The organism is Acetobacter oeni (genome assembly GCF_011516825.1).
GTDB lineage: Bacteria > Pseudomonadota > Alphaproteobacteria > Acetobacterales > Acetobacteraceae > Acetobacter > Acetobacter oeni.
Map to the genome: position 1 here is coordinate 1 of NZ_WOTA01000025.1, position 18,749 is coordinate 18,749.

The window sequence follows — 18,749 nt, forward strand, 5'->3', positions numbered from 1 at the left end:
ACCTGAAGCGTTACCTGCTGCTCCGCCTCAGGAAGTCGCCTCAACCTCAGAACGCGCAGACTGCTCGTCCAGATCACTCACAAGACCAACAATAACGTGATACTCTGAGTGTATTTAATTAAACGAAGCTGCTCCAGATAGATACAATTAAATAATACCCTTAATTGACATGACGTTTTACACGAGAAATCAAATGTCGACGGTGAGGCACAAATTCCCTGGACAGATAATGATCCTCTACCCCGCCCGCAGTTACCGGGGCTTCTGCATACTGATCAGAAATTTCAGACGAATTTTCCGAAGCTTCAGCAACCATCACATTGGAACGACTATCTGGCCGCGAATAAATAAATCCATATGTTGGGTAAATAGACCCAAATGTGCCGGATTGCCGGTTTAGTTCGACACGAACCGCCGACCAATCATTTCCCGGCGATACATCGACTACACGGATATTGCGACTAATGCCACTCTGCCCCCAGTGAGACTGATCAATAGTAATAACCCGATCATTCACCGTACCTGTGACAACAGCCACATGCCCAAGAGGCATTTTACGAATCGGCCGAAAGTTTAAAACACTCCCGGGTTCAGGCACCTGACCTCTCGCATAGCGGCCAGAAGCATTATACCACCAGTCCCGCGCATTCCCCGACAAAGCAACTTCTGATTCAGACTTCGCAAACGCTACACACTGAATCACATGATCATAAGCTGATGCATAATGCCTATAATGACCTGCATTACGGGAAACACGATGAGCGTACCCGTGAGAAGGAAGGAGGAAACTGGCAAGAGAAACAGTTGTAAGGACAGTCGCACTTAAACGCCTAAATCCGAACTGACCCAGCCACATAATTTCCCGCCCCACATCAATTTAAATTACCAAATGTGGGTAGCAAGCACAAAGCCAGCCTGACAAGCCGAGAACGACAGGAGTTCGCATCACTCAACCAGTTATTCGGCAAGGTTCGTTTTATATCGAATTTTTAGGAATAAATTCCCAAAACATGCTCCTTTAAGCACATCAAAATATCTCTCTTAAGATTTTGAAATTCTTCAAATATTAATTATATTTGATCTCAAACAAACTTAAAAAATCGCATTATTGAGTTTAAATTTAATGTTTATGATAATAAATTATAAATAATCACTCCTGATAAACCAAGTTGAAAATTTTTCAATACCATCATCAAACGACGTTTTAGGCTCCCACCCCACAATTTCTTTAATTGCATCAACAGATGCCCATGTCGTTTCAACATCTGCCGCAGGGCGAGATACCACAGAAATAAAGGCCGGTTTTTTAAGAAATTTTTCTAAGAGATTTACCAAATACAATACTGATTCCGGAGAGTTATTACCAACATTCAAAATTCTGGCGCAATCAACGGGAGGAGAAAAAGAAACAACTTTCAAGACAGCATCCACCACATCATCTATGTAAGTGAAATCACGAGACAGGTGTTTTCCATTATATAATGTCAAAGTCTCACCGCGCATAATAGCCTGCGCGAACTTAAAATAGGCCATGTCTGGCCGTCCCCATGGGCCATACACAGTGAAAAATCTCAGACCCGTCTGCGGCAAACCATATAAATGCTGGTAGCAATCAGATATCAGTTCAGCCGCACGCTTTGACGCAGCATAAACCGAACCAGGATGATCGACTCTATCACTCTCGCGAAAAGGCAATGCTGTATTTCGTCCGTATACAGAAGACGAAGAAGCATAAATAAAGTGCTTTATATTTGCCAACTTCCTGGAAAATTCAAGTATCGCGATATGACCTTTTATATTAGTGTCAACGAAATCCATCGGAACACTCATTGAGTGCCGAACACCAGCCTGAGCAGCAAAATGAATTACAAAATTAATATCATTCAATTGCTTCTTATCAAAGAAACTACTCAGGTCAACTGATGTTAAATCAATTTCATTAAAAGAAAATAATTTATTTGATAAAAGAATAGAAAGACGTTCTTTTTTTAATTCAGTATTATAATAATTATTTAGATTATCGATTCCAATAACACACTCACCTTGCTCCAGCAGCGCCTGACAGACTCTCGCTCCAATAAAACCCGCAGCGCCTGTTACTAAAATACTCACTCCGACTCCCCGTCATTGCCACCATTATGGGATACCAAGCGGGGCAATTTTCTACATATTTCCCAAAACAAATGTGACTACATTACGCGCATCACACGAGATACACATTCGCGATTTCCGAGAATAATCACAATTTTTTCTTATCAAATATGGGCGCATTTACGACATCTCCGACAGAGATGCCAAGCTTCGCGGTTATACCTCCCTGTAATTCAAGTGTTGCGACAACAGGAGCATGACTACTCAGACGCGCGAGACTTTCCGGAACTGTATTTTCTATAACGGACTGAATGCGGTGATCTTCTCCAATGAAAACGATATCCAGGGAACAGAGCGTATTTTCCATCCACATATCGCTCTGCTGCGCAGCAGGCCACACAAACAGCATACCACCATCGGGTGGAATGTCTGGCCGGAACATCTCCCCCACTTCCTGCTCACGTGGAGTCTTAGCAATCTCGACGGAAAACCGGTGTATGCCGTTCCGGGAGTGGATGCTCAATGCCTCGCGCGCCAGTTGCGATTGTGCTTTCGCAGGCGGCGATGCGTAGTCAGCCGCCACTGCTGTGTGTCCACAATATGTGGTGCATAAAACCAATATCGGGCACAAAATCAGAATTGCCCGGTAATAAGAGAACGCATGCACGACGGCTGATTTCCTTGCGATCACGAGACAGAACGGCATTATCATTAATTGTTAAGTGCTCGTTGCGTCATGATTTTTAAAGTTTGAGCAATCACTGAAGAAAGGGGTTATGTTTGCGCTCTTCACCGATTGTGGTCGGCGCTCCGTGGCCGGGCAACACCATAACGTCGTCTCCCATAGGAATGATTTTCCTGCGGATAGAATCGATCAGCTGCTTTCCGTCTCCGTAAGGGAAATCGGTTCTTCCGACGGCGCCTCTGAAAAGGGTATCGCCTGCAAAGAGCACTTTGTCGTGGTCATCAAAAAACACGACGTGTCCGGGAGTATGACCGGGAATATGCCTTACCTGATAGGTACGATTGAGGACAGTCAAAGTTTCACCGTCGCTCGTATACTGTTCCGGCTGAACGCTGCCCAGATCAGTCATCCCGAAATGAGCAGCCTGAGCTTCCACTGAATGCAGGAGAAATTCATCTTCTCTGGACGGGCCGATCAGTCTGACTGAACCTTTTCCCTGGCGGGCTTCGAGGGCCGCGTACAGATGCGCGGCACCCCCCACGTGATCAAGATGGCCATGTGTCAGCAGAATTGCATCGATGACCAGACCGACCGCTTCTACCCGGGCCAGCAATTTATCTGTGTCACCGCCGGGATCGACAATGAACGCGTGTCTGGTTTCCGGCGACCAGACGAGCGAACAGTTCTGATGGAAAGGAGTGACAGGCACCCTTTCTATCTCGAAGCGGCCAGCGCTACTCATTTTATAAGGTCACTCTTTGCATGCAAAAGAAAACAGGCCTGTGATCTTTACCGATCAGGCCGTTTTCCAGCCCGTTTCAGGGATATCAAAGTGAGACGGGAGTTCCTTTGCCGGGATATTGGTCAGATCCTTTACCAGTGTCTTGATCAGCTTCTGCTGAGCAGGTTTGGAAAGATGCTGCCGAAGATCATGAAGAAACTCACCGGGCGCTGCGAGCACGAAACCATCCAGATCTGAGCTTCTGTCTGTAATCTCGTTCATACGGTCGGCAACGACACGTGCGAACGCATCTTTTTTCTGTTCATCACGGGATGAGCCTGACGGGGTCATACCGGGCGTGCCTTCATGCTTCTCAGAATCGAAGGACGCTATTTCCTCGAACTTTCCATCCTTATGCTTGAAAAACTTTGCTTTCCCGCCATCGGCGACGACGTAGGCTGTTTCGCCATCAAAGCTGTTTGGCATAGGTATGTCCTTTCTTCGGTACATGCCCCGATAAACTCATCCGGGCACGAGTCTTCTTAGCCGGAAGAAATGAGCCTTATGGCCCTCTTCGGCAACCCCCCAATGCGAGAAGGGCGCTGGTTCACTCTGTCCGATCTGATACAGTCAGCGTCATGCCAGAGAAATCGACCGCCAGGCTGCTTGCAGAGTCCTTTCACTATGCCCGGCAATGGATTGCTAAAGGTCAGGGTGTAGCTATCGCCACGGTCGTAGGCACATCTGGCAGTTCTCCGCGGCCGCCCGGCAGTACAATGGTCATCGGATCGGACGGGCGGGTTGAAGGATCGGTGAGTGGCGGGTGCGTTGAGGCTGATGTCATTCATGCCGGACGGGATATTATTGATGGCGCTCCCCCTGCCCTGCTGAACTATGGCGGAGCGGAGGCGAACAGGTGGGGTGTTCAGCTGGCCTGCGGGGGCAGTCTGGCCATCTTTGTGGAAGCAGTTCACAGTTTGTCCTCTCCTGCCGGGACCTTTAGTGCCGATCTTCTGGACCGGGTTGTTCGGGGAATGGATGAGCGGAGGGCGCTGGCTCTTCTGAGAACTCTGGATGGTGCCGGTCATGCGGTTGTTGCCGACGGACTGATGGTGCCGGAATCCGATCGTGTACCGCCGGAGATTGTGAGCGGAGCGGGTGGTCCTGAGAGTGACAGGTGCTTCAGGCTGGAGGACGGAACCGGGCAGATCTGGTTCTGGCAGGGAATATGCCCTCCTGTCCGGCTTATTGTTATTGGCGCGGTGCATATTGCCCAGACGCTGACAGCGATGGGCGCGGCCATGGGGTTTGAGACGATTGTCATCGATCCGCGGGGAGGACTGGCAACGCCGGAGCGTTTTCGTGACGCGGAGCTTATGGTCGAGTGGCCGGACGAAGCGCTGGCTGAACTGCAAATCGACACGCGGACGGCGATTGTGACGCTGACGCACGATGCCAAACTGGATGATCCGGCTCTTGGTGTCGCGGTTCGGAGTCCTGCGTTTTATATCGGCGCTCTGGGGTCTCGCCGGACACATGCAGCACGGCTCAGACGGTTGCAGGGTGAGGGCGTGGAGGAACAGCTCCTTAAAAAAATCCGGGGGCCGGTGGGGCTGCCGGTCGGCGCGGTTGGCGCACAGGAAATAGCTGTCTCCATTCTGGCTGATATTATTGCGGTCCGGCGCGGGGCTCCGCTGGCGGTTCGGGAGGACTGGTGGTCTCCGGCGAGAACGTCCGCGTTGACGGATGAATCGTGCGTGGCCGGGTCTGAAGGAGAATTTTCATAACCGGGGGCGACTCAGGGCGCGGGATTGTGGCTGTCATTCTCGCGGCGGGGCGGTCTTTGCGGACCGGCGACCGGCATAAGCTGCTTGCGCGGGACGCGGCGGGGCGGAGCATGATTGGCCGGACGATCATGCAGGTTGCTTCGAGCGATGTGGAACGGATCTGCATTGTGGTTCCGGATGCGAAGGGGCTGGTTGCGCTGGCTGCCTCGCGTGCGATCGCGGGCCGGGCGGACGGGGTGCGGTTTGCGATCCGGGAGGCGGCCGATGCGGGTGACGGGATTTCGGCGTCGCTCCGGGCCGGGATAGCTTATGCCCGCGACATGGGCGCCGGGGGGGCGGTGATCTGTCTGGGCGATATGCCGCTTGTCGCCGGGCCGGTGATTGACGCTCTGATCGGGTGCCACAAGGCGACGGGGGCTGATGTTGTGGTGCCGGAATGCGATGGCCGATCCGGCAATCCGGTGTTGTGGGATGCGCGGTGGTTCGAGGCTCTTATGGCTCTGAATGGCGATGAGGGAGCGCGAAAACTGCTTCGGTCGCCTGATATAAGGAGAGCTTCAGTCAGGGCGGATGCGTCGATTTTTGTCGATTTCGACACGCCGGAGGCTCTGGATGTGTTTTCCGGACTTTGAATCCGGCGCCGGGGGCTCTACTTCTCTTTGCCGCGCGCCAGACATTCCGGCAGTTACGGTATGAACGGGCCTGCATACAGGATCAGGAGAATTCCATGAGTAAAATTCTACGGACGGAACCGAACGCCATTCTGTCGAAGGCTGTTGAGTATCACGGTTTTGTCTTCACCCAGGGCGTGGTGGCGAAAGATCTGTCGCTGGATGCCGAAGGGCAGACGAAGGACATTCTGATTCAGATCGACGCGATCCTTGAAGAGCATGGCACGGATAACACGCGCATTCTTCAGGCTCAGATCTGGGTGAAGGACATTGCGGATCGTGAAGCGCTGAACCGCGTGTGGAGCAAGTGGCTGCCGGAAGGCATGGCGCCGGCCCGCGCGTGTGTGCAGGCGACGCTGGCTGATCCGCGGGTTCTGGTTGAGATCATGCTGATCACGACGAAGTAAGGTCGGCTTATCTGTTGTTGCGGGGCTCTGCCCTGTCGCGCCCGTCGGAGGGTGCGGAGCCCTGGGCGTCGGTTTATCCGGGACCGGGAAGCCGCGCTTTCTGCCGGGCGCGGGCAGAGCCTGCGATTTTGCCCGGTCATTCGGGTGGAATCCGGCGTTCTGTTTTCCAGACGGGTCGGGGTGAAACGGGAGGGGTATCACGGATTGTTTCCGGGGCCTTTGTTCGGGTGGTGGTTGCGGGCTGTGTACTGATGCGGTCTGGCTCATGGCTGCGGGGTTTATCGGGTCGGGCCGTTCTGGCTGCGATCGCTGAGTAAAACCGTCCCTGCCTTGGCGGGGTTGGGAATTTTTCTGTTTTTTGTTGTGGGAACGGACTGAGCGGGGGTCGGATTCCAGAGAGTTACGGACTTTTTTATTTTGATTCCGGATTGATTTTCGGGGGTCGAGTGTGGTCCCCTGCCCTGCCGTGTGTCTCTTTAGTGGGCTGAAGTCTTTGAAAAGAGATTCATGATGAGACAGCCAGCGATGATGAGGGTCATGCCGGCGATGCCCGGGGTGTCCAGCTTCTGGCCCTGGAAGAGCCAGGCGATAAGGGAGATCAGGACGATGCCGACGCCGGACCAGATGGCGTAAGCGATGCCGGTCGGGATGGTTTTGAGGGCCTGGGAGAGGAAGTAAAACGAGACGACGTAGCAGAGGATGCTGATGGCGGACGGGACGAGCTTTGTGTAACCGTCCGAGGCTTTCATGCAGGATGTGGCGATGACTTCGGACAGGATGGCGACTGCGAGGAAGAGTCTGTTCACGGCAGGGTCTTTATTGAAAAATCGATGTTAATGCGAGTGGGTTTTGTGGTCGGAGCGGCTTTATGGTGCTGAGCTGGCCGGGATTGCGGGGACTGGCTGGACGACTGGCGCGGGGGCGGTGAATTTGAGCGCGGTCGCTTCTCCGCTGCTGGTGTCGATGCCTTCCAGTTCGCCTTTCTGAACTTTCTTCATGATATGGGCGACTTTATCGGCTGTCCAGGCGGCTCTGCTACCCTGTGTGACGCTGGCGAGGGCCATGCCGATCATGACGGCGGCGGACGGGACCATGGTGTAGCCGCTGAGCTGGGACAGGTTCAGGACGATGGCGCCTTTTACCGCGTTGTTCTGGTACAATACGATTTCGGTCTGGGTGTGAGCGTTGCCGCTGAGCGCGACATCGTTGCTGTCGGCCTGATTGACGGCGCCTGTCATGACGACCGTTTCCGGCGCGGTCTGCGTGTTCGGGTTGAACAGTTCGACGGAATGGAAAAGCCCCTGTGATTTCAGGCGGGAAACGAGGGTAGCCTGAAGATTGCCGGCGACTTCGGTGGTTTTCGAGTTGCCTGCGTAGGCCGTGAAGGGAGCGATGCGGAGGTCGGTTGTTTGCGGCGTGAAAGGTGGTGTGATGATGTAGACATATCGTGGTTCGAGGAATGTGCCGCCTGTTCTGGCGGGGCTGGTTTCGGCGCGGTGGAGTTGGGTGTTTCTCTGGTTGGTGACGGTTTCCAGGCGCTCGAAGGTGGGTTCGGGGATGTTGCCGGTACGGAGGACGGCGTAGGAGAGCGGGGGTGTGCCGGAGCAGGCGATGAGGGAGAGGGCCAGTCCGGCGAGGGTTATGGAGCGGGTCAGGTTCATTGTGATTTGATTTCGTGTTGTATTTGTATGGTGTGTTTCTTGAGTTTATTGGGGTCCGGGGCAAGTTGTTTTTGTGGCTTCTGCTATGACTGTGTGTTCTGGCAAAAGATTTTTCTTTAGTGAAACCGTATTGTTCGCTGGTGTCAGCCGATTTTTAACCATGAAAGTAAGAGGAATTATTTCGTTTGTAATTATGTCCTCTTTGGGGGAAAGCTGAATGTCCGGTTTGAAGCGCCCAGACATCTTTTCTGCCGTGTTACACTTGTAACTGCCTTCACTCGGTGATCTACATGCCGAAAGTTTTGTTCTAGGACAGATAGAAAATGAAGGTTTTCGCGAAAGTCTCACGCGGGCGGCAGAAGGGCGAAATTGTTACGCCGCATCGACACGAAGACGGGACTTATGTTGTGTCTCCTACCCGTTTTGAAAAAGACTACGTCTATGTCCCCACGTTGGAAGCTTTTGTATCCGAAATTCGTAAAGGTCTGAAAGGTCGCATGTCTTCGCATATCGTAAAAGGGCCGCGTCTGTTCAGCCCATCATCGATACACATTGAATGCTAACGGGCCCGCTCGACTAAGAGACAGCATGTTGCTTATGTCCCCAGTGCGGAAAGCTGTTCATCGGCACGTATGCCCGACATGACGGCGACTACAGCCTGTCTGCTGCCATTCGTTGAGCAAACAGGCTGTTTAGCGGGACTTCCTGCGGTCTGCATTCGGGAATGCGCCACGCTGATAGCAGATATTATCGGCATCAAGTCGAAGTGACTGTTACCGACCAACTCAAGCCATTCCCCGGCGCGCGCGTGTATGACCGTTCCTGCCAAAACCCGGCGTTCCCAATTTATTTAGCGGTTCGGCAGGGGGGCGCCAATTGTAGCCGTTCCAGGCTCGTTGCGCTTATCCTGCAAGCCGCCCTTCTTTCTTCTGTGGGATGGAACCTCCAGGAATGGCTGCTGCTGAGACATTCTTGGCATTTCCGGCAGAACGGTTTATTTCCCGCTTGATTGGGCCGGCTGCTAGTCACCCTTGATGTTTCCCTGACGTCGCCGGGCTCACCGGGCGAGGGGTGGGCGCCAGCGGGCACCCGCGCGGCTCTCGGGTGTGCGTGGCACACACACATACTGGCATCGATGCGGAACAGTTCCTATGTTAAATCAACGTCGCCCGTGATCGGACAACCAAACGACAGGGTAGGTAATGGAAAAGTATCGCATCACGGCAGTTCGCCCGAAAGGGGAGCTGAATCACTTGAAGTCTCAGTTCACGGTGTACCACTGTCAACAGAAGCCGGACAAAACGTGGACATACCAGAATATCGGGTGGAAAACGATCTACGAAGTGAGCGACCTGCTCAAGGCAGGTCACGAGGTTCGGAGCGGCAAGCTCGTCACCACGACCGGTAAGACGACCATGGAGCATGGTGATGCGATTGAGCTCGAAATGCGGATCGCTCACAACAAGACCGACTTCAAGATCAGCGAGATGCCCGACAAGTAGGCCTCGGCTTCACCACCGCGCCGTGCATCGCCTGGCAAACCAGCAAACATCGGCGATGCAGAGAGGGTAGGCCACGGCAGCACGGTGTGAGGCACCGAGGCGTGACCAGTATCCGCATCCTGCCCGTCGGTCACTTCGGGATTAATTACGGCTTGGAGCAATTCGCCGGGCTGGTGCCGAACATCGAAGACACTATCGTCGATCCCGGTGTGACCGACGGGCAAGATCGCGACATGCTGCAGAATCGGCCACGCTTGCTCGTCCCTGGGCCGAAATTCAGAAGCCTCCGAACGTCCATTTCTCCCGAAAGCCGACCGTAGAGTATCACTCTGCGAACGACCGCTACGTCCCAAACTCGTTCTATAGCGATTCGCATAGCAATGTCGGCTTTCGGACAACCGTCATACCCACATGGGTGTCAGCCATATGGGTGACTACAGCCTGTCTGCTTTGTTTCTGCTGAGCCGATAGGCTGTCTAGCGGGGGGGGGCGGAATGTTGGTTATTAGGAAGGAGTAATCGACAGCATCCATTCGCTGCGCTCACGTTCATGATAGCTATCGCCCCTATTACGGACGCTCAAAGGACAACTTTGCACTCTCAGTGGCAAACCCTCCGCTTTTTCCCGATCCGTCGTAGCTGCTACGACAAGAGAACACACAAGATGCGCGACGGAATCAAAGACTTCAAAATATGCATGGCTAGCGCATAATTTACTGACCGACTTGCGCTATGTACTTGTGGCCATCATTGCAGCATAGTCATTAATAACTGCGACGATCCGATCTAGGACGAGCTTCATCTGGACGAAATCGACGTCCTTACGGTTCTTTTTGATGACGTACTCAGCGAACAGTGCTTTCCCGTACTCTTTATCACGATTGATATTGCTTCCCAAATTTAGTGTTTTCCCACCCAGTTTCTCTTCTCGCCATTTCAATGGAAGAAAGTCTTCGATCATAGTGTCGCCATCTTCGTCCGTCCGAGGCGTTGGAACCAGATAGAGGTTTTCACCGAGATAGTAGAATGACTCCTTGCCATCGCATCGCCTCCCGGTGGTTGAACTGATCCAGCTAAATATTGATTTTGCGCCTGAGTCATTGTCGATCAGCACAATGACGGGATTGCGCTCGCCCATCGATAAAAAGGGCTTCATGATTTTGCAGTAATTCGAAAGCAGGTCTTTGATCTGACCGGTGCCGCCGCCCAAGCTCATCAGGCGCTTGGTATGATCCGAGTAGTTGAATAATCGCACCCGTAGCTTGATCGCATCGCCCTCTTCTTGAGCTAGCTGCCCATAATCCGAAGCAAACTTCTGAATGGCGCAACGTAGATAGATGTTGTCCGTCTTACCTTCACACAAGATCATGGGCAAAGGTGGCGCATAAAAATGACGATAATAAAGGAAATTGCGATATAATCGTTCTGGCCCTGTGAGCTTATACTCGCGATCAAATGTCATTTTGAAGCGCTTTACGCTATCGATAAAACTCAAAATTCCCTCAAGTTGATCGAGGGTCCCTATCACGCTTTCAACTGCACTTGTTCCGTCCTCTTTGCGCACGACTTTCTTTGTCAGGTACGTGCCAGTGCAGAAAAGGTGATGGCATTTGGCTCGTGCCTCACGGTAGTATTCTGATCGGATGTTAACTTTCTTATTGACGATGATGCCGGTAACATCCTGCCGAGACTGCTGCAGTTGCATCCTCGTCTTGCTCGTATTGAGGGAGAAGCCCGCACGCGTGATAACCTTTTCCAAGGCTTTACCGGCTACCCAATGACCAGCGGCATCGGGCGTTGCAACTTCGGTCGAGAAACTGCGAGAATTCGTCGAAAAAGTCAGATCATCTGCATAACGGGTGTAATGCAAGCCATACTTGCGAGCCAGTTTCGCCAGTCTCACGTCTAGAATGTGCGCGATCAGATTCGACACAACAGGCGAAGTCGGAGCGCCTTGCGGTAAGCTGTTATCATCGCACACGATATGGGCGATTACGGTTGCTGTTCGCTCTTGCAGCGCGAAATGCTTGTTCGTCATCAGGAAGCCGCGGACACGTCCAAAATTAATGGAGCCAAAGAAATCCGTGAGATCAACGTTGAGAACGAACCGTCGGCTGCGATGTTGATAAGCGTTCGTAATGATGGAATACCCACGCCGAAAGCCGTGCGATAACTTCTCTGTCTGTTCCCGCTTCTCGTTGATGTCGCTAATGCAATCCTGAAGCAGTTTGGCAAGGCGAGATTGCACGTTCTTGAGCCTATCCTCCGGGGCCTTGATCAACCTGACGCCGCCTCGAGATTTCGGAATTTCGAAAGTCGCGTACTTATACGGTTGTTTGTAGATCACCCATGCGAACAACTTTGGCTGAAACCCGAGCAACTCGGCCACGTCGGCCAAACAATTTGTCAGCCGGAGCTGATCGATCCTCTTCACATTGCCTCCGACCATGTCCGTTGGCTCGCGGACACTCCTTCGCAAGCTGAAGGCCCTAAGGGATTGCCGAAATGACCGCAGGAGCAATTCTCCCGCACATTCTTTTCACGTGTCGCGAAGCGCGACAAAAAATCTGTCCGCGAGCCACCTGCATCTATACTGTCGTCAATCGATTAGGCAAGTATCTTATCGATTGGCTTTCCAAGTTTCCCGTATCGAGACACTCGATTACATGTTAACCAACAAGCGATACTAAAATAGATCAAGTAAGACATCCAAATATAATTATCTTTCAGAACCTAATTTCGGTCCATACTGTACTTTATATCATTTGCATAAGGAATCAAGAGATTGCGAAATACTTTCAAATTCATTGCCGCGAAGAACGGGCTTCTTTTCCATAAATTCTATAACTTTGTCGCTTCCCACCACCCTACTGCGCTATCAGCGGAAACGAACATCACGTTTGGTCTTAATTTTGCGTCCGAAATGGATGCCTTGACGTTTTGAATCGGACGGTCGTGAAAATTCCCAACTCTCTATATTGCGGTTCGCATAGCAATGTCGGCTTTTGGGCAATTGTCAGAGCCGCTTTGATGTCCGGCATGTAGGCGGGAGCGGACATATTTGCAAGCGGTATGATTGCCAAACAATTATTGCCTCAATTTTTTATAACTCGTTTTTTATAATAAAATGGTTTGCAAAGGTCTGAGACCTTTGCCGGGTCCGGGCAGAGCCCGGAAAGTCACGTTCAGGTTTTGCTTCCAGACACACGGTCAATGCGCCCTCTCCGTCATCGCCGGAGGGAGGGGGCCGCCGGTGGCCCAGTCGAGGAGTTCGGCGGTGTGGACGAAGGGGATTCCAGCTTCGTCGGCGAGCTGGGTGATGCAGCCTATGTTACCGCTGGCGGCGATTTGTGCGTGGACGGATTTCAGGTTTTTCAGTTTGCGGGCTTTGAGTTCGTTGGCGATTTCGGGCTGGAGGAGGTTGTAGGTTCCGGCGGAGCCGCAGCAGAGGTAGCCTTCGGGGACATCGAGGACTTCGAAGCCGGCTTCTTCCAGAAGGGCTTTGGGTTGCACGGTGATGCGCTGGCCGTGCTGCATGGAGCAGGCGGAGTGGTAGACGACGCGCTGGCCGGTTTCTATGGCTGGTTTGTTGAGGCCGATGGTGGTCATGAATTCGGTGATGTCTTTGGCGAGGGCGCTGACGCGGGCGGCTTTTGTGGCCCAGGCGGGGTCGTTGCGGAGGGCGTGGCCGTAGGCTTTGACGGAGGTGCCGCAGCCTGAAGCGTTGATGACGATGGCGTCGAGGCCTTCGGGGCTGTCGGCTTCGCGGAGCCAGGCGTCGATATTGGCTTTGACGTAGGGGAGGGCTTTGTCTTCGTCGCCCATGTGTTCGGCGGGGGCGCCGCAGCAGCCGGCGCCGCGTGCGACGACGACATCGACGCCGTGACGGTTGAGGAGGCGGACTGTGGCATCGTTGATGGCGGGATCGAGGGTATTCTGGACGCAGCCGGTGAGGAGGGCGACGCGCTTTTTGCGGGTTTCCTTCGTGGCGTAGAGGCCGGGTTTATTGATGTTGCCTTTGGCAGGCAGGGGGTTTTTCGGGACCATGTCGAGCATGGCGCGGATTGTGCCGGAGAAGAGGCTGCGGAAGGGGCGTCCGAGTTTGCCGGCATAGAGGGAGAGACGGAAGAGTTCCGGCCGGGGGAGCAGCATTTCCAGGGTGGAGCGGACGGCGCGCTGCCAGTGGGAGCGGGTATAATTGGCCTCGACATATTCTCTGGCGTGGCCGATGAGTTTTGAATATTCGACACCGGAGGGACAGATGGCTTCGCAGGCGAGGCAGGTCAGGCAGCGGTCGAGATGTTCGACGGTTTTTGCGTCGGGGGCGCCGCCTTTTTCGTACATATCCCTGATAAGGAAGATACGGCCCCGGGGGCTGTCGTTTTCGTTGTGGATGACTGTGTAGGTCGGGCAGTGGGAGAGGCAGATGCCGCAATGGACGCAGTTGCCGATGATATCGCCGGAGAGGGCGATGTCAGGGTTTTCGAGGAGCTTCTGCGGGATGTGGCTGAGCATGGTGTCGGCCTTTGTTTACTGGTGTTCAGGGGGGCGGGCTGGTGCTTTTAGGGGCTTTGCCCCGCACCCCGCAAAGGGACGCGATCCCTTTGATCCCGGCTTGATAAACAAAATGGTTTCCAAAGGTCTGTGACCTTTGGCGAGTTTCAGGGCGGCGCCCTGATGATACGTTTTCACAGGACTGTCATCCGGCCGGGATTGAACAGGCCCATCGGGTCGAAAGCGGCGCGGACGCGGGCGGACAGGGCGGCGACGGCATCGGAAGCGCGTGGGAAGGCGCCCTGGCTGCGGCGGAGAGCCTCCGGGGCGCGGATGAGGGTGGCGTGGCCGCCGTGGGTTTTCGCGATGGTGCGGAGGCGGGTGACGCTTTCAGCGGTCGCGGTTTCCGGCTGTGTGGCACAGAAGATTTCCGCACCACCCCAGTCGGTGAAGAAGCGGGAGAGGCCGCTCCCCTGCCCTGCCCCCTGTGTGGCCTGGTCGATGAAGGCTGTTGCCTGCGAGACCGGGAGGTTGATGCGCCAGATGAGGTCGTCAGGGGCGGCGTTCAGGGGGGCGAGTTCGCGGATGGAGGCCCAGAGGGCGGCGCTGTCCCTGTCGTCGAGCGTGGCGGCGGGGGGGCGGGCCATGTGGCGGGTGAGTGCGGCGACGTGTTCGGCCACGCCTTCCTCCATCCCTTCGATCCGGAAAGCGAGTTGCCAGCCCTGCGGGGTTTGCAGACGGGTGGCGCCGCTGACGGCGACGGGGGTGCGGAGGATTGCGGCGGTCTGGATGAGATCGGCTTCGACGTCTGTGGCTTCGAAGAGGAGGGTTTGTTCGCGGGGCGGAGCGGGCCAGAGTTTGAGGGTCAGGGAGGTGAGTGCGGCGATGGTGCCGAAGGAGCCGACCATGAGTTTGCTGACGTCGTATCCTGTGACGTTTTTGACGGTGCGGCCTCCGGCGGTGAAGGGCTCGCCCTGGCCGTTGATGCCCTGGATGCCGAGGATGTAGTCGCGGGCGGCGCCGGTGAAGAGGCGGCGGGGGCCGGAGAGGGCTGAGGCCATGGTGCCGCCGATGGTGGCGCGGGCGGGATCGGTGCCGTACAGGCCGGTCCAGGACGGGGGCTCGAAGGGCAGGTACTGGCCGCGCTCTGCGATGGTGGCCTGGAGGGTTTGCATGGTCACGCCGGGGCCGAGGCGGATGACGAGTTCTTCGGGTTCGTAGAATTCGATGTGGTCGAGGCCACCGAGTTCGAGGGTGGCGTCGGCGTGGACGGGGTTACCGTATCCGGCGCGGGTTCCGTTGCCCTGGATTGCGAGTTTATGGCCGTTCAGGACGGCATCTTTTACGATTGCCGATACCTCTTCGCCTCGGGTCGGGCGCATGGATATGGTGGCCTGTTCTGCGGTTTCTGACATGGTTCTGGTCCTTTCAGAAACGCGGCACATCGGGGAAGCGGAGTTGTCCGTTATGGACGTGCATGCGGCCGAACTCGGCGCATCGGCAGGGGGTTGGGAACATTTTGCCGGGGTTGAGGAGTTCGGTGGGGTCGAAGGCGCAGCGGAGGGTTTGCTGCTGTTCGAGGTCGGTTGCGGTGAACTGGTGGGTCATGAGGTCACGCTTTTCGACGCCGATGCCGTGTTCGCCGCTGAGGACGCCGCCGACATCGACGCAGGTCCGCAGGACGTCGGCGCCGAATGCCTCGGCTTTTTCGAGGTCACCGGGTTTGCGGGAGTCATACATGATGATGGGGTGGAGGTTGCCGTCGCCGGCGTGGAAGCAGTTGGCGTAATCGAGGCCGTATTTCTCTGAAAATACGGCCATTTTTGCGAGGACATCGGGCAGGCGGTTTCTGGGGATGGTGCCGTCTGTGCAGTAGTAATCGCGGCAGATTTTGCCGATGGCGGCGAAGGCGAGTTTACGGCTGCGCCAGATGCGTTCGCGTTCGGCGTCGGAGGTGCTGGCGCGGACTTCGAGCGCGCTTTCCTTGCGGGCGATGGCGGTGACTGTCTGCACGAGGGCATCGACTTCGGCTTTGCTGCCGTCGAGTTCGCAGATGAGGAGGGCGGCGGTGTTTGCGTCGAAGGTTTCCTGGATGAGGGGGGCGACGGCGTCGAGGACTTTGCGGTCCATGAACTCCAGTCCGGCGGGGATGATGCCGCTGCCGATGATGGCGCCGACGCAGTGGCAGGCGGCGTCCACGGAGGGGAAGCTCATGGAGAGGACGCGGGCGGTTTCGGGTCTGGGCGAGAGGCGGACGGTGATTTCGGTGATGACGGCGAGGAGGCCTTCGGAGCCGGTGAGGACGCCGATGAGGTCGAGGCCGCCTTCTGCGGCGCCGAGGTAGTTGCCGCCGAGGCGGAGGACATCCCCGTTCATCAGCACGGCTTCGAGGCCGAGGATATGGTTGGCGGTGACGCCGTATTTCAGGCAGTGCACGCCGCCTGCGTTTTCGGCGACGTTGCCGCCGATGGTGGAGATGATCTGGCTGGAGGGGTCTGGCATGTAGCAGAGGCCGTGGGGGCTGGCGGCTTCGCTGACGGTGATGTTCCGCACGCCGGGCTGGACGCGGGCGATGCGTTCGAGGGGATCGACTTCCAGGATATTACAGAGGCGTGCGGTGCCGAGGAGGATTCCGTCCTCGACGGGGAGTGCGCCGCCGGAGAGGGAGGTTCCGGAGCCTCTGGGGACGATTTTGACGCTGTGCTTTTTACAGAACAGGAGGATGCTGCGGATTTCGTCGGCTGAGGCGGGGAGGACGACGAGGAGAGGCATGGCCATGTAGGCGGTGATGCCGTCGCACTGGTACGGGGCGCGTTCGGACTCTTCGGAGATGACCCATTCTTTACCGACGATGGCGCGGAGGCCTGTGGCGAGCTGGTTGCGGCGAGCGATGATGGCCGGGTCCGCCGGGGGCATTTTGATGGTCACAGGGTTGGGTTTCCCGTGTCTGGTGACGCGGTGACCGTTTGGCGGGCCGGCGTCCGGAGGGGTGATGTGCCGGTATCTTTACGGCTGTTTGTATGGTTTTGAGAATAGCCTGGGGGCTGGCGGGTGCCGAGAGTTGTGTGGTGCATGGCAGGCTCGCACGGTGGATGGGGTATGGGATGGAATGGCAGCGGGCGGCTGATCTGCGGCGGTTACGGTATTTTGTGGCGGTGGCGGAGTGCGGGAGTTTCACGCGGGCGGCGGCGGCGCTGGGGATGGAACAGCCGCCGCTGAGTCAGCAGATCCGGCAGTTTGAGGGGGATCTGGGTGTGTCGTTGTTTCAGCGGCAGACGCGGGGGGTTGTTCTGACGGACATTGGCGCGGCTTTGCTGGAGCAGGCTCGGACGATTCTGGCGTTGTCGGAGGAGTTTGTGGCGACAGCGAGCGGGATGGCGCGGGGTGAGCGGGGGCATTTGCGGGTCGGGCTGGCGGGGGCGGTTTCGCTGTTACCGATCATTCCTTCCACGATCAGGCGGTTTCGTGAGGCGTGGCCGGAGGTTGTGGTTTCGTTTGAGGAGAGCAACACCCCTGCCCTTTCGGCGGCTTTGCATGAGCGTCGGGTTGATGTTGCGATTGTGCGGCCTCCGGTGACGGATGATCGGGATCTGGCGATTTATCCGCTGCTGGATGAGCCGACGGTTGCGGCGTTGCCGAGCGGGCATGAGCATGCGGCGGACGGTGCGATCCGGCTTTCGATGCTGGAGGCTGAGCCGCTGATTATTTTCCCGCGAGAGCTGGGGCCGGGATTTCACGACGCGATTTTATCGGCGTGTCAGAATGCGGGGTTTACGCCGAAGATGGGGCAGCAGGCGCCGCAGATTGCGGCGACGGTTCCGCTGGTTGCGGCGGGGCTTGGTGTTTCGGTGGTGCCGCAGTCTTTATCGCAGATTCATGCGGGGGGTGTGACGTTTCATCCGATTGAGGAGCCGGCGCCAAAGGCTTCGCTGGCGATTGCGGTGTTGCGGGGGCGACATGTTCCGCTGGTGACGCGGTTTGTGGCGGCGTTGCGGGAGGCTTGCCGGGAGTGGGAGGCGGGGGGTTGAGGGGACGGGCACAGGGCGCTGTGGCGTGGCCTGTGCTCTGGAGTTTCCGGCGGTGTCCCTATGCGATGCGGGCGCGGCTGGCTTTGCTGGTGAGCGGGGTTCGGGTTGAGGTGCGGGAGGTTTTGTTGCGGGAGAAGCCTGCGGCAATGCTGGCGGTGTCTCCGAAGGGAACGGTTCCGGTTCTGGTTTTACCGGATGGTGTGGTGATTGATGAGAGTCTCGATGTGATGCGGTGGGCTCTGGGGCGGGACGATCCTGAGGGGTGGCTGCCGGGGGCGGATTTCGGTCTGGTCGGGGCGTGTGACGGGGTGTTTAAGTTTCATCTTGATCGGTACAAGTATTTTACGCGGTATGGGTGTGATCCGCTGGAGCATCGGACGGAGGGGGTTCGGTTTCTGAAGGAGCTGGAGGCGCGGCTTTCGGGCGGGTTTCTGTGTGGGGAGCGGTTCAGGCTGACGGATGCGGCGGTTTTGCCGTTTGTGCGGCAGTTTGCGGCGGTGGATGCGGCGTGGTTCGGGGGGCTGGATTTGCCGCGTGTGCGGGGGTGGCTGGAAGGGTTTGTTTCATCGGCTTTGTTTGCGCGGGCGATGCGGCGGTATGCGGTGTGGCGGCCGGGGGATGAGGGCGGCGGGGCGTCTGTGTGTTTTCCGGAGTTATAAGGCTGGAAAAAGGTTCGTTTATAGCTCGGGGGACGGTTTGGCTG

18 protein-coding genes are annotated in these 18,749 nt (G+C 56.1%); 7 read left to right on the forward strand and 11 right to left on the reverse strand.

Annotated features, from left to right (window positions below; translation table 11 throughout):
- Nucleotides 1-160: 160 nt before the first annotated feature.
- The 5 genes from GOB90_RS14325 to GOB90_RS14345 form a co-directional block, all read right to left on the reverse strand.
- Nucleotides 161-856, reverse strand: a complete 696-nt coding sequence (locus tag GOB90_RS14325) for a CHAP domain-containing protein (RefSeq protein ID WP_146890317.1) — start codon at nt 854-856, stop codon at nt 161-163.
- A gap of 284 nt (nt 857-1,140) precedes the next feature.
- The gene (locus tag GOB90_RS14330) at nt 1,141-2,112 is read right to left on the reverse strand and encodes an NAD-dependent epimerase/dehydratase family protein (RefSeq protein WP_146890314.1); all 972 of its coding nucleotides are present in this window, start codon (nt 2,110-2,112) and stop codon (nt 1,141-1,143) included.
- A 127-nt stretch (nt 2,113-2,239) separates the two neighbouring features.
- On the reverse strand, nt 2,240-2,710 hold the full coding sequence (locus GOB90_RS14335; protein WP_242012058.1) for a DUF192 domain-containing protein: 471 nt from the start codon (nt 2,708-2,710) through the stop codon (nt 2,240-2,242).
- 139 nt (nt 2,711-2,849) lie between these two features.
- Complete coding sequence (locus GOB90_RS14340) at nt 2,850-3,518, reverse strand: MBL fold metallo-hydrolase (protein ID WP_146890310.1); 669 nt, start codon at nt 3,516-3,518, stop codon at nt 2,850-2,852.
- A gap of 54 nt (nt 3,519-3,572) precedes the next feature.
- A complete protein-coding gene (locus tag GOB90_RS14345) occupies nt 3,573-3,983 on the reverse strand; it encodes a host attachment protein (RefSeq protein ID WP_146890307.1) in 411 nt (136 codons plus the stop codon).
- A 152-nt stretch (nt 3,984-4,135) separates the two neighbouring features.
- Between GOB90_RS14345 and GOB90_RS14350 the strand changes: the two genes are divergently transcribed.
- The 3 genes from GOB90_RS14350 to GOB90_RS14360 all read left to right on the forward strand — a co-directional run bounded on the left by GOB90_RS14350 (nt 4,136) and on the right by GOB90_RS14360 (nt 6,362).
- The gene (locus GOB90_RS14350; protein ID WP_146890304.1) at nt 4,136-5,284 is read left to right on the forward strand and encodes an XdhC family protein; all 1,149 of its coding nucleotides are present in this window, start codon (nt 4,136-4,138) and stop codon (nt 5,282-5,284) included.
- A 26-nt stretch (nt 5,285-5,310) separates the two neighbouring features.
- Nucleotides 5,311-5,916, forward strand: coding sequence for a nucleotidyltransferase family protein (locus GOB90_RS14355; protein WP_173572112.1), 606 nt, complete (start codon nt 5,311-5,313; stop codon nt 5,914-5,916).
- Between the two features lie 95 nt (nt 5,917-6,011).
- Entirely contained in the window at nt 6,012-6,362 is a 351-nt protein-coding gene (locus GOB90_RS14360; RefSeq protein ID WP_146890298.1) for a RidA family protein, read from the forward strand.
- Between the two features lie 476 nt (nt 6,363-6,838).
- Here the strand turns inward: GOB90_RS14360 and GOB90_RS14365 are convergent, their stop codons facing one another.
- Nucleotides 6,839-7,168, reverse strand: a complete 330-nt coding sequence (locus GOB90_RS14365) for an SMR family transporter (protein WP_146890295.1) — start codon at nt 7,166-7,168, stop codon at nt 6,839-6,841.
- A 60-nt stretch (nt 7,169-7,228) separates the two neighbouring features.
- Nucleotides 7,229-8,023 carry a hypothetical protein gene (locus GOB90_RS14370; RefSeq protein ID WP_146890292.1) on the reverse strand — a complete coding sequence of 265 codons (795 nt, stop codon included), beginning with the start codon at nt 8,021-8,023 and terminating at the stop codon, nt 7,229-7,231.
- Between the two features lie 1,202 nt (nt 8,024-9,225).
- On the opposite strand from GOB90_RS14370, the gene GOB90_RS14375 reads away from it, so the two are divergent.
- Together GOB90_RS14375 and GOB90_RS14380 are read left to right on the forward strand one after the other, a co-directional pair.
- A complete protein-coding gene (locus GOB90_RS14375; protein WP_173572113.1) occupies nt 9,226-9,525 on the forward strand; it encodes a hypothetical protein in 300 nt (99 codons plus the stop codon).
- A 101-nt stretch (nt 9,526-9,626) separates the two neighbouring features.
- Entirely contained in the window at nt 9,627-9,845 is a 219-nt protein-coding gene (locus tag GOB90_RS14380) for a hypothetical protein (protein WP_146890286.1), read from the forward strand.
- Nucleotides 9,846-10,254: 409 nt separating this feature from the next.
- Here the strand turns inward: GOB90_RS14380 and GOB90_RS14385 are convergent, their stop codons facing one another.
- The 4 genes from GOB90_RS14385 to GOB90_RS14400 all read right to left on the reverse strand — a co-directional run bounded on the left by GOB90_RS14385 (nt 10,255) and on the right by GOB90_RS14400 (nt 16,946).
- Complete coding sequence (locus GOB90_RS14385; RefSeq protein ID WP_173572114.1) at nt 10,255-11,958, reverse strand: retron Ec67 family RNA-directed DNA polymerase/endonuclease; 1,704 nt, start codon at nt 11,956-11,958, stop codon at nt 10,255-10,257.
- Between the two features lie 776 nt (nt 11,959-12,734).
- Nucleotides 12,735-14,039 (reverse strand): glycolate oxidase subunit GlcF, encoded by a 1,305-nt coding sequence (glcF, locus tag GOB90_RS14390; protein WP_146890280.1) that lies wholly within the window; start codon nt 14,037-14,039, stop codon nt 12,735-12,737.
- 173 nt (nt 14,040-14,212) lie between these two features.
- Nucleotides 14,213-15,433, reverse strand: coding sequence for an FAD-binding protein (locus GOB90_RS14395; RefSeq protein ID WP_146890277.1), 1,221 nt, complete (start codon nt 15,431-15,433; stop codon nt 14,213-14,215).
- Between the two features lie 13 nt (nt 15,434-15,446).
- A complete protein-coding gene (locus tag GOB90_RS14400) occupies nt 15,447-16,946 on the reverse strand; it encodes an FAD-linked oxidase C-terminal domain-containing protein (RefSeq protein ID WP_456304220.1) in 1,500 nt (499 codons plus the stop codon).
- A 176-nt stretch (nt 16,947-17,122) separates the two neighbouring features.
- On the opposite strand from GOB90_RS14400, the gene GOB90_RS14405 reads away from it, so the two are divergent.
- Together GOB90_RS14405 and GOB90_RS14410 are read left to right on the forward strand one after the other, a co-directional pair.
- Entirely contained in the window at nt 17,123-18,046 is a 924-nt protein-coding gene (locus tag GOB90_RS14405; RefSeq protein ID WP_146890333.1) for a LysR family transcriptional regulator, read from the forward strand.
- A gap of 20 nt (nt 18,047-18,066) precedes the next feature.
- A complete protein-coding gene (locus GOB90_RS14410; protein WP_222594627.1) occupies nt 18,067-18,705 on the forward strand; it encodes a glutathione S-transferase in 639 nt (212 codons plus the stop codon).
- Nucleotides 18,706-18,749: the final 44 nt, after the last annotated feature.

Coding starts and splice junctions, on each gene's coding strand:
- GOB90_RS14350 (WP_146890304.1), top strand. CDS start 4,136: ATGCCAGAGAAATCGACCGCCAGGCTGCTTGCAGAGTCCTTTCACTAT.
- GOB90_RS14370 (WP_146890292.1), bottom strand. CDS start 8,023: ATGAACCTGACCCGCTCCATAACCCTCGCCGGACTGGCCCTCTCCCTC.
- GOB90_RS14340 (WP_146890310.1), bottom strand. CDS start 3,518: ATGAGTAGCGCTGGCCGCTTCGAGATAGAAAGGGTGCCTGTCACTCCT.
- glcF (WP_146890280.1), bottom strand. CDS start 14,039: ATGCTCAGCCACATCCCGCAGAAGCTCCTCGAAAACCCTGACATCGCC.
- GOB90_RS14360 (WP_146890298.1), top strand. CDS start 6,012: ATGAGTAAAATTCTACGGACGGAACCGAACGCCATTCTGTCGAAGGCT.
- GOB90_RS14325 (WP_146890317.1), bottom strand. CDS start 856: ATGTGGCTGGGTCAGTTCGGATTTAGGCGTTTAAGTGCGACTGTCCTT.
- GOB90_RS14395 (WP_146890277.1), bottom strand. CDS start 15,433: ATGTCAGAAACCGCAGAACAGGCCACCATATCCATGCGCCCGACCCGA.
- GOB90_RS14375 (WP_173572113.1), top strand. CDS start 9,226: ATGGAAAAGTATCGCATCACGGCAGTTCGCCCGAAAGGGGAGCTGAAT.
- GOB90_RS14345 (WP_146890307.1), bottom strand. CDS start 3,983: ATGCCAAACAGCTTTGATGGCGAAACAGCCTACGTCGTCGCCGATGGC.
- GOB90_RS14405 (WP_146890333.1), top strand. CDS start 17,123: ATGGAATGGCAGCGGGCGGCTGATCTGCGGCGGTTACGGTATTTTGTG.